Consider the following 12,758-nt stretch of genomic DNA (forward strand, 5'->3'; position numbering starts at 1 on the left):
CGCCGGACCCGCACGGGTCCGGCGGCTCGTCTTTCCAGCCCCCACAGGAGTGTTCGCCATGTACCACACCGATCGCGGCATCGAGGAGCTCGAGAAGCGGCGCGGCGACGAGGAGGTCACGTTCGCGTGGCTCGCCGACAAGCTGCGGGAGTTCGTCGACGCCAACCCCGAGTTCGAGACGCCCGTCGAGCGCTTCGCGACCTTCCTGGCGCGCGACGACGACGACTTCGAGGACTGACCTACCAGGCGTAGGCCTCCGGCGCCGGCTTCGACCCGTTCGGCGCCGGGGCCGGGAACAGCTCGTCCAGCTTCCCCAGCACGTCCGCGTCGAGCTTGAGCTCCGCCGCCCGCAGCGAGTTGTCGAGCTGCTCGCCGGTGCGCGGCCCGATGATCGGCGCCGTCACGCCGTCCTGGTGCAGCAGCCACGCGAGACCGACGTTCGCCGGGTCCTCGCCCAGCTCGGCGCACAGCTTCTCGTAGGCCTCGATCTGGTCGCGGTACTTCTCCAGCGCGTCGGCGGAACGGCCGGACGCGCCGCGCGACGCGGTGCCCTCGCGCTGCTTGCGCAGGACGCCGCCCAGCAGGCCGCCGTGCAGGGGCGACCACGGGATGACGCCGAGGCCGTAGTGCTGGGCGGCGGGCAGGACTTCCAGCTCCACCCAGCGGGTCATCAGGTTGTAGATCGACTGCTCGGACACCAGGCCGAGGAACCCGCGGGTGCGCGCGGCCTCCTGCGCCTGCGCGATGTGCCAGCCCGCGAAGTTCGACGAGCCGAAGTAGATGACCTTGCCCTGCTGGCGCAGGACGGTGAAGGCCTCCCAGATCTCGTCCCACGGCGTGTCCCGGTCGACGTGGTGCATCTGGTACAGGTCGATGTAGTCGGTCTGCATGCGCTTGAGGGAGGCGTCGCAGGCCCGGCGGATGTTGAGCGCCGACAGCTTGGTCTCGTTCGGCCAGTCACCCATGCTGCCGTAGAGCTTGGTGGCGATGACCGTCTTCTCGCGGCGGGTGCCGCCCTGGGCGAACCAGCGGCCGATGATGTTCTCGGTGACGCCTTCGCCCTGCTTCCAGCCGTAGACGTTGGCCGTGTCGAAGAAGTTCAGGCCGTGCTCGTGGGCGCGGTCCATGATCGCGTGGCTGTCGGCCTCGGACGTCTCGGGACCGAAGTTCATCGTGCCGAGGCACAGTCGGGAGACGGACAGGCCGCTGCGGCCGAGGTGGGTGTACTCCATGGTCCCCACCCTGCCCCTCGCGCACCGGCTCTGCCACGTGGAGTTGCTCCAGCCGGTTACTCCCACTCCCACTTGATGCCGTGCACGTGGCCCGCGTGCGCCTCGGGCACGAGCAGGTGCGCGGCGGAGGTCGTGCCGATCCACAGGTCGCCGGTGTCCGCGTCCTCCGCGTCCGGCGCGGAACGGGTGAAGCTGTGGCAGCGCGCGGGAACCGCGTCGGGGTGGAACTCCACCTCCAGCACGTAGTTGCGCAGCGTGCGGAGGAACGTGCGGTCCGCGGAGGCGCTGTCCGCGCCGGGGTCGGAGATCAGCCGCAGGTCGACGAGCGCGGTGTCGCCCGCGCGCAGCACGCGGTCGAGGATGATCTCCGCGACGAGCAGCTTGCGGTCGTCGTCCCGGCGCACCCTGCCCACGCGGCACGACCTCTCGGCGGCGATGTCGCCGGGTGAGAGGTCGGTGTCGTCGGCGGTCTTCGCGAGGAGCATCCGGTCGACGCCGTCCTCGAACGCCTCGATCACCGCGCTGCTGCGGATCTCGACCTCGCGCCGGTCCTCGCCGATCAGCACGCGGTCGCGCACGCTCAGGTACCGCGCGGGGGCCGGCAGCAGCCTGTCGACGCGGGCGATCTCGCGGCCCAGGTCGATCGCGGCGGCACCCCAGATGCCCTCCAGCGCGGCGGTGCGCTCGACCCACCGGCCACGGGGCCGCCGGTCGCCCAGCCTGCCGGTCAGCGCGCCCGGCGAGAGCTGCAGGATCTCCTCCAGGGCGGCCACGGCGGCGAGCGACTCGGGGCGTTCCGGACGGCTGCGGCCGCGGCGCCAGTAGCTCAGCGTCGACTGGCTGACCTGCAGGCCGCGCTGTTCGAGGCGGTGCTGGATCCGCTCCAGGCTGAGACCGCTCGTCTCGACGGCCCTGGCCAGTTCCTCCGCGAATTCCGGCACGGTCGAATGCTAGGGCCAGTGATCGCCACCGGGCACCGCCACAGTTTTGACAGTATTGACAACTGAAGTTTCGAACCTGTTATCACATGCACGTCTCGCGTTAGTTTCTTGGTGTTCGCCAGTTCGCAAGCAGACCGGAAGAACACCTTCTGAGCTGGCCGGATGCGAACCCGCACATTCTTGACGCGCGAATCAGGAATGCGGGTGCCGAATTCGGCGGTCGAGCGGTGAACAACTGAGCCCGCCGTGGTCGCAACCCTGCAGCGACGACGGCCGTCCCAGCGCCCTTGATGCAGAAGGCCGAATGCGGCTCGGCCGAGCGCATCGCGGAACTGGGGGCGCTTGCGGTGGGAGTGGGAAGTAGCGGCCTACTCCCACTCCCACCGCACTCCATAAATCCCGGGCTTCGAGTTCCGCACGTGGATGTGCGTCGACGCCGTCGTCCCGATCCACAGGTCGTTGAGCGCGGTCTCCGGCTCGTGCAGCGACGGCCGGGCGAACTGGAAGCACCGCGCCGGCACCGCGTCCGGGTGGAAGTCGATCTGCAGCACGTAGTCGCCCACCGGCCGCAGGAACCGCCGGTCGCAGACCTCGCTGTCCGCGCCGGGCCGCATCCGCACCCGGTAGTCGACGAGCGCGGTCTCCCCCGCCCTCAGCACCCGGTCGAAGAGGACCTCCGCGACGAGGAACCCGGTGGCGTCCTCGCTGCGCACCCGCCCGAGCCGGCACGGCGGGCCCGCCTCGATCGACGCGACGCCGAGGTCCGTCGGGTCGGCGAGCTGGATGGCCAGGAACCGGTCGACGCCGTCCTCCAGTGCCTGCACGATGCCCGTGCAGTGCATCTCGACCTCGCGCCGGTCCGGTCCGACGACCTGCCGGTCCTTCACGCTCAGGTACGTCGACGCCGTCGGCTGCAACCGGTCGATCCGCGCCATCACCTCGCCGAGGTCGGTGGCGCGCGAGTCCCACATGTCCTCGAGCGACATCGCCTGACCGACCCACCGCCCGCGCGGCCGCTTGTCACCGAGCCGGTCGGTCAGGAAGCCCTCGCCGAGGCCGAGCAGCTCCTCCAGGGCCGTCACGACCTTCAGCGACTCCGGCCGCTCGGGCCTGCTGCGGCCGCGCCGCCAGTAGCTCAGCGTCGAGAGGCTCACCTGCATGCCCCGCGCGGCCAGGTGGTGCTGGACGCGTTCGAGGCTGAGACCGCTGTTGTCGACGGCTCTGGTCAGGGCCTCCGCGAAGTCCACGACGCCACCGTACGGCCCTCACGCCCTGCGCCAGTAGGCCCACACGGAGGGTGGTGTTTCAGACGGACCTCTCGCCCCGACGCCACACCGCGTACGTCAACGGAACCCCCGGCCGGTACGCCAGGTGCGTGATCGACGGCGCGTCCAGCACGTGGAGGTCGGCGCGCGCACCAGGCCTGATCACGCCGACGTCGTCGCGCCGCAACGCCTGCGCGCCACCCGCGGTCGCCGCCCACACGGCTTCCTCCACGGTCATCCGCATCTGCAGGACCGCCGTCGTCACGCAGAACGCCATCGACGAGGTGTAGGACGAGCCGGGGTTGCAGTTGCTGGCCAGCGCGACCGTCGCACCGGCGTCGAGCAGCGCGCGGGCGGGCGGCAGCGACTGGCGGGTCGAGAGGTCGCACGCGGGCAGCAGCGTCGCGACGGTCCCGGACGACGCCAGCGCGTCGACGTCCTGCGCCGACAGGTAGGTGCAGTGGTCGACGGAGGCGGCACCGAGCTCCACGGCCAACTGGACGCCGGGGCCCTCACCGAGCTGGTTGCCGTGCACGCGCAGGCCGAGTCCCTTCGCCCGCGCGGCCTCCAGAACCGCCTTGGACTGGTCGTAGTCGAACGCGCCCTTCTCGCAGAACACGTCCGCCCAGCGCACGAGCGGCGCGACGGCGTCGAGCATCTCGCCGCGGACCAGGTCGACGTAGGTGCCGGCGTCCTCGCCGGGCGGGACGAGGTGTGCTCCGAGGAACGTCACCTCGTCGGCGTGCGTGGCGGCGATGCGGGCGGACCGCACCTCGTCGGCCACGTTCAGGCCGTAGCCGGTCTTGGTCTCGACGAACGTCGTGCCCTGCCTCAACGCCTCGGCGACGTGCTTGCGCACCACCTCGGACAGTTCGGCGTCGGTGGCGGCACGAGTCGCGTTCACCGTCACGGCGATGCCGCCCGCGGTGTACGGCTTGCCGGCCATGCGTGCACCGAACTCGGCGGTGCGGTCGCCCGCGAAGACGAGGTGGGTGTGGCTGTCGACCCAGCCGGGCAGCACGGCCCGGCCCTCGACGTCGACCCGGTCGTCGGCCGCCGGGGCGTCGGCCGCCCTGCCCACCCAGGCGATCTCCGAGCCGTCGACGACCAGCGCGTCGCCCGCCGACTCGCTGTTCGTCGTCAGCTCGCCGATACCGGTGATCAGCACGCTCATGCCCACAGCTCCTCGATCGCCTCCGCCAGCAGCCCGCCGACGTCTCCCAGGGTCTCGTGCACCCCGCCGGACGCCACCACCCTGCCACCCACGACCACGGTGTCCACATCGGACGCCGTCGCCGACAGGAACACCTGCTGCGGCAACGATCCCGCGGTGCGCGGCGTCGAGCAGCCGATGGCCACGAGGTCGCACGGCGCACCGGGTTCGATGCGCCCGCCGTCCCGGCCGAGCGCGGAGTGGCGCGTGGCGGCCCCGAGCAGTTCCGCCGGCGAGAACCGGCCGCGTTGCCCGGTGCGGAGCCGTTCGCCGTGCTCCAGCGCGCGCGTTTCGAGCAGCGGGTCGACCACCGCGTGCTGGTCGCTGCCCAGCGACAGCGGACTGCCGGCGTCGGCCAGTTCGCGGGCGGGGCCGATGCCGTCGGCGAGGTCGGCCTCGGTGGTCGGGCAGAAGCACGCGCCCGTGCCGGAGCCGCCCAGCAGCGCGATGTCCCCGGGCGTCAGGTGCGTGGCGTGCACCGCCGTGGTGCGCGGGGACAACGCCCCGGCCTCGGCCAGCAGCTGGGTCGGCGTGAGCCCGTACGCGGCGAGGCAGGCCTCGTTCTCCGCGGGCTGCTCGGACAGGTGGACGTGCAGCGGGGCGTCCGGGAACGCCTGCGCCACGGTCGCGAGCTCGGCTCGGGGCACCGCGCGCACCGAGTGGATCGCGGCGCCGACGCGCATCACGTCGTCGGACCGCAGCTCGCCGACCCTGGCGGCCCACTTCTCAGCCGTGCCGTCGGAGAAGCGCCGCTGCACCTCGCCGACCGGCTGGTCGATGCCGCCCGCGAGGTAGCAGGTGTCGAGCAGCGTGAGCCGGATGCCCGCGTCCCTCGCCGCCTCGCGCAGGCAGTGCGCGAACTCGTTCGACCCGTCGTGCAGGTAGTGGAACTCGCCGACGGCCGAGACACCGGCGAGCGCCATCTCGCCGTAGACCGCGCGGGCCAGCCGGTAGTACGACTGCGGCGTCAGCCGGGACGCCAACGCGTACATGCCTTCGCGCCACGTCCAGAACGTGCCGCCGCCGTCGTGCGTGCGGCCCCGCAGCGCCCGGTGGAACGCGTGCGAGTGGGCGTTCGCGAAGCCCGGCACGACGACGCCGTGCAGCCTGCGCACCCCCAGCGGAATCGTGTCCACCATGGACACGCCGGTGATCTTCCCGTGCTCGGTCCGCACCAGCACGCGCTCGGCGAGTCCGTCGGGCAGCCAGGCCCGCTCGCACCAGAAGTTCACGACGCGAGGTGTTCGATCGTGGTGGCCAGCGCCCGGACGCCCTCGTCGACGTCGGCCTGCTCGGCGAACTCCTCCGGCGCGTGACTCACGCCGGTCGGGTTGCGCACGAACACCATGGCCGTCGGGACGTGCGCGGCGAGGATGCCCGCGTCGTGGCCCGCACCGGTCGGCAGCGCCGGAACTCCGCCGAGCGCCTGCGCGATGTCGTCGCGGAGCGCGGCGTCGAAGTGCACCGTGCCGCCGTACGACTCCTCGGCGATCCGCAGCTCGCAGCCCTCCTCCCGAGCGGCTTTCCCGGCCGCATCGGAGATCTCCGCGACCATCGCGCGGGTGCGCGCGTCGTCGACGTCCCGCGCGTCCAGCCAGACGTCCACAGTGGACGCGATGACGTTCGTGCCGCCGGGGTTGGGGACGATCCGGCCCACCGTGGCGCGAGCACCTCCGCGAGCCGCTTTCCGCGCCGCCAGAACGAGGTGCGACGCCGGGATCATCGGGTCGCGGCGGTCCTCGATCAGCGTCGCGCCGGCGTGGTTGCCCTCGCCGGAGAACGTGAAGCGCCACCGGCCGTGCGCGAGGATGCTGCTCGCCACGCCCACCGGCACCGCGAGGCCGCGACCTTGCTCGACGTGCAGCTCGACGAACTGGCCGATGCGCCGCAAGGCCTTCTCGTCCTTGCCGACGCGGTCCGGGTCGTAGCCCGCCGCCCTCATGGCCTCGGCGAGCGTGACGCCGTCCGGGTCCTTGAGGCCGAGGGCCTTGTCCTTGTCGATCGCACCGGAGAGCAGCCGCGAGCCGAGGCACGCGACGCCGAACCGGCCGCCCTCCTCCTCGGCGAAGACGGCGACGGCGAACGGGCGGTTCGGCGTGAACCCCTTGGCCTGCAGCAGGTCCACGGCCTGCAACGACGACGTCACCCCGAGCGGTCCGTCGAACGCGCCGCCACCGGGCACCGAGTCGAGGTGGCTGCCGGTGACGAGCGCGTCGTCGCCGCGTTCGCCCCACCACGCCCAGAGGTTGCCGTTCTGGTCGGTCTCGACGTTCAGGCCGCGCCGGACGGCCTGCTCGACGAACCAGTGCCGCAGTTCGAGCTCGGGGGCCGCGTAGGCGTGCCGGGAGTAGCCGCCGCGCTGGACGTCACGGCCGACGTCCGCGATCTGGTCGAGCATCAGCCCTCCATCGGAATGCGGACGCCCTTGCCGGCCGCCACCGACTTGGCCTCGTCGTAGCCCGCGTCCACGTGCCGGATCACGCCCATGCCGGGGTCGTTCGTCAGCACCCGCTCGATCTTCTGCGCCGCCAGCTCGGTGCCGTCGGCCACCGTCACCTGACCGGCGTGGATCGACCGCCCGATGCCCACACCGCCGCCGTGGTGGATCGACACCCACGTGGCGCCGGAAGCCGTGTTGACCAGCGCGTTCAGCAGCGGCCAGTCGGCGATCGCGTCCGAGCCGTCGGCCATCGCCTCGGTCTCGCGGTACGGCGAGGCCACCGAGCCGCAGTCGAGGTGGTCGCGGCCGATCACGATCGGCGCGGACAGCTCGCCGGAGGCGACCATCTCGTTGAACCTGAGGCCGGCGAGGTGCCGTTCGCCGTAGCCCAGCCAGCAGATCCGGGCGGGCAGGCCCTGGAACTCGACGCGCTCCCCCGCCATCTTGATCCACCGGGCGAGCTGCTCGTTCTCCGGGAACAGCTCCAGGATCGCGGCGTCGGTCTTCGCGATGTCCGCCGGGTCGCCCGACAGCGCCGCCCAGCGGAACGGGCCCTTGCCCTCGCAGAACAGCGGCCGGATGTAGGCGGGCACGAAGCCGGGGAACGCGAACGCGCGGTCGTAGCCGCCGAGCTGCGCCTCGCCGCGGATCGAGTTGCCGTAGTCGAACACCTCGGCGCCGCGGTCGAGGAACCCGACCATCGCCTCGACGTGGGCGGCCATCGAGGCACGCGCGCGGTCGGTGAACTCCTCCGGCTTCGCGGCGGCGTAGGAGGCCCAGTCCTCCAGCGCCACGCCCACCGGCAGGTAGGCCAACGGGTCGTGCGCCGACGTCTGGTCCGTCACGATGTCGACCGCGACCTCGCGGCGCAGCAGCTCGGGCAGGATCTCCGCCGCGTTGCCCACGACACCGACGGACACGGCCTCACCGGCGGCCTTGGCGGCCAGCACGCGCTCGATCGCCGAGTCCAGGTCCGAGGCGACCTCGTCCAGGTAGCGGGTCTCCACCCGGCGCTGCGCGCGCTGCGGGTCGACCTCGATGCACAGCGCGACGCCCTCGTTCATCGTCACGGCCAACGGCTGCGCACCGCCCATGCCACCCAATCCGGCGGTGACGGTCAGCGTGCCCTTCAACGTGCCGTTGAAGCGCTTGGTGGCCACGGCGGCGAACGTCTCGAAGGTGCCCTGCAGGATGCCCTGGGTGCCGATGTAGATCCACGACCCGGCGGTCATCTGCCCGTACATCGTGAGGCCCTCGGCCTCCAGGCGGCGGAACTCGGGCCAGTTCGCCCAGTCCGGCACGAGGTTCGAGTTCGCGATGAGCACCCGCGGCGCCCACTCGTGCGTGCGCATGACGCCGACCGGGCGGCCGGACTGCACGAGCAGCGTCTCGTCGGCCTCCAGGTTCTTCAGCTCGCGGGAGATGGCGTCGAACGACGGCCAGTCGCGCGCCGCCTTGCCCGTGCCGCCGTAGACGACCAGGTCCTCGGGGCGCTCGGCCACGTCGGGGTCGAGGTTGTTGTAGAACATCCGCAGCGCGGCCTCGGTCGACCACTGCTTCGCGGTCAGCGACGTCCCACGATCGGCGCGAACGGTCATGACAGGGCTCCACTTCGAATCAGGGCCTCGGCGGCGGCGATCTCGGGGGCGAGGTGGCGGTCGGGGCCGGGGCCCTGCACCGTCTCGCGCAGCTTCGCCACGGCGGCGGCCGTCGCGGGGGCGGGCTTGAGGGGCGCGCGCAGGTCGAGGGCACGCGCCGCGGTGAGCAGCTCGATGGCCAGCACGGTCGTGAGCCCGTCCACGGCCTTGCGCAGCTTGCGGGCGGCGGACCAGCCCATCGACACGTGGTCCTCCTGCATCGCGGAGGACGGGATCGAGTCGACCGACGCCGGCACGGCCAGGCGCTTGAGCTCCGACACGATCGCGGCCTGCGTGTACTGGGCGATCATGTGGCCGGAGTCGACGCCGGGGTCGTCGGCGAGGAACGGCGGCAGGCCGTGCGAGCGCGAGACGTCGAGCATCCGGTCCGTGCGGCGCTCGGCGATCGAGGCCACGTCCGCGAGCGGAATGGCGAGGAAGTCCAGCGCGTACGCGACGGGCGCGCCGTGGAAGTTGCCGTTCGACTCGACCCGGCCGTCGGCCAGCACGACGGGGTTGTCGATCACCGACGCCAGCTCGCGGTCGGCCACCGTCGCCGCGTACGCCACGGTGTCGCGGGCGGCGCCGTGCACCTGCGGTGAGCAGCGCAGCGAGTACGCGTCCTGCACGCGGGTGCAGTCCGGGCCGCGGTGCGAGGCGACGATCTCGGAGTCGCGCAGGAACGCGAGCATCCGGGCGGCGGAGAGGTTCTGGCCGGGATGCGGGCGCAGCGCGTGCAGCTCCGGCTCGAAGACCCGGTCGGTGCCGAGCAGCGCCTCGACGCTCATCGCGGCGGTGAGGTCGGCGAGGTCGAGCAGCCGGGTGAGGTCGGCGATCGCGAGCGCCAGCATGCCGAGCATGCCGTCGGTGCCGTTGATCAGCGCGAGGCCCTCCTTCTCGGCCAGCCGCACCGGTTCGATCCCCGCCTCGGCCAGCGCCCGCGCCGCGGGGACGAGCTCGCCGCGGGCGTCGCGGACCATGCCCTCGCCCATCAGCGCCAGCGCGTTCGCGGACAGCGGCGCGAGGTCGCCGGAGCAGCCCAGCGAGCCGTACTCGTGCACGACGGGCGTGATGCCGGCGTTCAGCACCCCGGCCATCGCGTCCACGGTGGACAGGCGGACGCCGGTGTGGCCGGTGGCGAGGGTGCGCAGGCGCAGCAGCATCAGCGCGCGCACGACCTCCCGCTCGACCTCCGGGCCGGAGCCGGCGGCGTGCGAGCGGATGAGCGACCGCTGCAGCTGGGCCCGGCGGTCCGGCGGGATGTGCCGGACGGCGAGCGCGCCGAACCCGGTCGAGACGCCGTAGGTGGGGCGTTCGGCCGTGGCGAGCCGGTCGATGTGGCCGCGGGCGGTGGTGACCGCCTCGCGGGCCGCCGCGGTGATCTCCACCGGGGCGCCGTCGCGGGCGACGGCATGGACGTCCTCGAGGGTCAGCGGCTTGGGACCCAGCTCCACCGGTTGTCGCATGCAGACATCACAGCGCTCCGGGGCCGACTCAGCGACCCCGGAGCGCGTGATGGCGTCTGCGATCCCAGACGGTCTAGACGCCCTTGCCGATCCAGTCGGTGTCCGGGTGGTCCATGTGCTGCACCGACACCCGGTTGGCGGTGCTCACCAGGGCCTCGGTGCTCTCCGACTCCCCGGCCACGGTGAGCCAGAGCCCGCTGTCCTGCACCACCAGCTGACCGTGCCCGACGAGGGCGCCCTGCTTGCCGCGGACGGCCACCGGGGTGCCGCCGGTCTTCGCCGGAGCGGTCGTCGAGAGCGTCACCACGAACTGCTCCGAGCGCCACTGCGACGTCCACCGGTTCAGCGCGCTGCCCCAGATGTCGCTCGCGGGCCTGCCGTCGAGCGAGAACGGCGCCAGGTAGCGGGCCCTCGCGTCCGAGCGCACCGAGTCCGCGATCCTCATCGCGGTCGCCTGCCCGTCGGCCTGGCCGCGCACCGACACGCTGAGCACGTCCTGCGCCTGCCACACCACCTCGGTGGTCGCGCCGGGCGACTGGCCCTGCCCCGTCCGCACCCAGCCCTTCAGGCCGCGGACCGTGGTCTCGAGCCATCCGCTGAGGTCCGGCAGCGCCTTGAGGTTGCGCAGGCTGACGCGGGCGTCACCGGTCTGCTGCGTCGGGTCCTTCTCCCTGTCGGCCGCCGCGACCCAGACGCGGGTGGTCTCGTCGCCGACGCTGCGGAACGTCTCGACGTACCCGGCCGGCATCCAGTGCGGCGTGTACCTGATCTCGACGCCCTGCCCGGCCGGCATCAGCGCCGCGGCGGCGTTGTCCGTGGCCGGCGGCGTGTACCTGTCGCTCGCGATGATGCCCGCGAAGATCAGGACGGCGACGGCGGCCACCCCGGCGGTGGCGATCAGGAAGATGTTGCTGCGCTGCTGTTTGCGCTTGCGCCGCAGGGCGTTGAGCGTGGGCCCGGGGTGCGGGGTGCGTTCGGCGAGCTTGCCGAGCGCGTCCTTGATCAGCTGTTCGGTGTCGTTCACGACAGGCCCTCCCCGAGCCGCAACCCGACACCAGCGGGTTCCGGCATGTGTTCCATGCGGAGTGTGGCCAGCGCACGTGAGATGTGGCTGCGCACTGTTCCCTCGGCACAACCGAGCATCTGTGCGATCTCCGAGTCGTCGTAGTTCTCGTAGTAGCGGAGCACGACCGCGGCCCGCTGTTTGCGGGGCAGCTTCGCGATCCGCTGCAACATGGCTTCCCGCTCGTCGTAGTGGTGCGTCGTGTCGGAGACGGGCGGGGTGACGGACTCCAGGGTCGTCATGCACAGCGCGACGTCCTTGGCGGCCCTGCGCCTGCGCCACGAGAGGTACTCGTTGGTCACCATGCGCTTGACGTAGGCGTGAGGGAGGTCGACTGAACCGATGCGGTCCCACTTCTGCTGCGCACGCAGCAGCACTTCCTGGACCACGTCCTGGGCCAGGTGCGGGTCGCACGTGAGCACGGTGGCATAGCGCAGCAACGGGGTCACCTGTTCTGCCACGAAGTCATCGAAACTCGGTGTCAATCCCGACCCCCTTCAAAACCGTCACACCCCTATGACGCAGCTCGGGCCTGTTCTGTTGAGTGTGCCCTGATGTAGTAACGGCGTGGGCTGGATCACGTGGGAAAATCACGGATATGGGCAGCAGCAGTGACGTTCCCGCGCTGCGGCGAGGGCTCGCGGTCCTCCGGCTGCTGGCCGGCCGGCCAGGACCCGTCTCCGCCGCCTCGGTCGCGCGCGAGCTCAACCTGCCCAGGTCAACGACCTACCACCTGCTCTCGGAGCTCACCGAGGCGGGCTTCGCGACCCACTTCCCGGAGGAGAAGCGCTACGGCCTGGGCGTGGCCTCCTTCGAACTGGGCTCCGCCTACCTGCGCCACGACCCGCTGGAGCGCCTCGCGCGCCCTCTGTTGCGCAAGCTGGCCGATCGGATGGAAAAGGTCGCGCATCTGGGTGTACTCCACGGCGCCGAGGCCCTGTACCTGGTACGCGAACAGCCCCGCCAGCCGCAGTCCATCGTCTCCGACGTGGGCGTCCGCCTGCCCGCCCACCTGACGGCCTCGGGCCGCGCGATGCTCGCCAACCTACCTCCGGCGCAGGTCAGGGCCCTCTTCCCGTCCGTGGAGTCGTTCGTCGACCGCACCGGCCGCGGTCCGCACAACCTGCCGGCGCTGCGCCGGTTGCTGACCGCCGAACGCCGCCAGGGCTGGGCCGTGGAGGACGGGTTCGTGACCGTCGGGTTCGCCTCGGTGGCGGCGCCGGTGTTCGACCACGGGGAGCGGCCGATCGCTGCCATCACGCTGACGTTCCGGCACCTGTGCGACACGCCGTGCGGGCAGACCTGGCCGGACCTGGCCAAGGAGGTCCGGCGGGCGGCGGACGAGCTGACGGCGCGGATCGGCGGGCACGCGGCGTCAGGCTGACCGCCGCACCAGCGAGGCCGTATGCGAGCCAGCGAAGGCGAAGCCGAGCCGCCCTGAACAAAGCGAGGTCGCGGTGGTGGCTCCCCGTCCAGCGCGACTCAGCACTCGCTGGACGGG

General features: G+C 72.1%; 12 protein-coding genes. 2 read left to right on the forward strand and 10 right to left on the reverse strand.

The window, feature by feature from the left end; all coding sequences use genetic code 11:
- Positions 1 to 58 precede the first annotated feature (58 nt).
- Complete coding sequence (locus ACFWGZ_RS32630) at positions 59 to 238, forward strand: DUF6104 family protein (RefSeq protein ID WP_330850540.1); 180 nt, start codon at positions 59 to 61, stop codon at positions 236 to 238.
- 1 nt (position 239) lies between these two features.
- Here the strand turns inward: ACFWGZ_RS32630 and ACFWGZ_RS32635 are convergent, their stop codons facing one another.
- From ACFWGZ_RS32635 to ACFWGZ_RS32680, 10 genes are all read right to left on the reverse strand, one after another.
- The gene (locus tag ACFWGZ_RS32635) at positions 240 to 1,232 is read right to left on the reverse strand and encodes an aldo/keto reductase (RefSeq protein ID WP_382455431.1); all 993 of its coding nucleotides are present in this window, start codon (positions 1,230 to 1,232) and stop codon (positions 240 to 242) included.
- 56 nt (positions 1,233 to 1,288) lie between these two features.
- Complete coding sequence (locus ACFWGZ_RS32640; protein ID WP_382455432.1) at positions 1,289 to 2,173, reverse strand: hypothetical protein; 885 nt, start codon at positions 2,171 to 2,173, stop codon at positions 1,289 to 1,291.
- Between the two features lie 368 nt (positions 2,174 to 2,541).
- A complete protein-coding gene (locus tag ACFWGZ_RS32645; protein WP_382455433.1) occupies positions 2,542 to 3,420 on the reverse strand; it encodes a hypothetical protein in 879 nt (292 codons plus the stop codon).
- A gap of 58 nt (positions 3,421 to 3,478) precedes the next feature.
- A complete protein-coding gene (gene hutI, locus ACFWGZ_RS32650) occupies positions 3,479 to 4,612 on the reverse strand; it encodes an imidazolonepropionase (protein WP_382455434.1) in 1,134 nt (377 codons plus the stop codon).
- Entirely contained in the window at positions 4,609 to 5,883 is a 1,275-nt protein-coding gene (locus ACFWGZ_RS32655) for a formimidoylglutamate deiminase (protein WP_382455435.1), read from the reverse strand. Before ACFWGZ_RS32655 ends, hutI begins: the two co-directional genes overlap by 4 nt.
- Positions 5,880 to 7,049, reverse strand: a complete 1,170-nt coding sequence (locus ACFWGZ_RS32660) for an allantoate amidohydrolase (RefSeq protein WP_382455436.1) — start codon at positions 7,047 to 7,049, stop codon at positions 5,880 to 5,882. Before ACFWGZ_RS32660 ends, ACFWGZ_RS32655 begins: the two co-directional genes overlap by 4 nt.
- Positions 7,049 to 8,689, reverse strand: a complete 1,641-nt coding sequence (gene hutU / locus ACFWGZ_RS32665) for a urocanate hydratase (RefSeq protein WP_382455437.1) — start codon at positions 8,687 to 8,689, stop codon at positions 7,049 to 7,051. The genes ACFWGZ_RS32660 and hutU overlap by 1 nt, the downstream gene beginning before the upstream one ends.
- Positions 8,686 to 10,194, reverse strand: coding sequence for a histidine ammonia-lyase (hutH, locus tag ACFWGZ_RS32670; RefSeq protein WP_382455438.1), 1,509 nt, complete (start codon positions 10,192 to 10,194; stop codon positions 8,686 to 8,688). Before hutH ends, hutU begins: the two co-directional genes overlap by 4 nt.
- A gap of 73 nt (positions 10,195 to 10,267) precedes the next feature.
- On the reverse strand, positions 10,268 to 11,218 hold the full coding sequence (locus ACFWGZ_RS32675; protein ID WP_382455439.1) for a hypothetical protein: 951 nt from the start codon (positions 11,216 to 11,218) through the stop codon (positions 10,268 to 10,270).
- Positions 11,215 to 11,742 carry a SigE family RNA polymerase sigma factor gene (locus ACFWGZ_RS32680; RefSeq protein ID WP_382455440.1) on the reverse strand — a complete coding sequence of 176 codons (528 nt, stop codon included), beginning with the start codon at positions 11,740 to 11,742 and terminating at the stop codon, positions 11,215 to 11,217. The genes ACFWGZ_RS32675 and ACFWGZ_RS32680 overlap by 4 nt, the downstream gene beginning before the upstream one ends.
- Before the next feature lie 113 nt (positions 11,743 to 11,855).
- Here ACFWGZ_RS32680 and ACFWGZ_RS32685 point away from each other — a divergent pair, with 113 nt between their 5' ends.
- Positions 11,856 to 12,641, forward strand: a complete 786-nt coding sequence (locus tag ACFWGZ_RS32685) for an IclR family transcriptional regulator (protein WP_382455441.1) — start codon at positions 11,856 to 11,858, stop codon at positions 12,639 to 12,641.
- Positions 12,642 to 12,758 lie beyond the last annotated feature (117 nt).

Source organism: Lentzea sp. NPDC060358, from assembly GCF_042725365.1.
Taxonomy (GTDB): domain Bacteria; phylum Actinomycetota; class Actinomycetes; order Mycobacteriales; family Pseudonocardiaceae; genus Lentzea.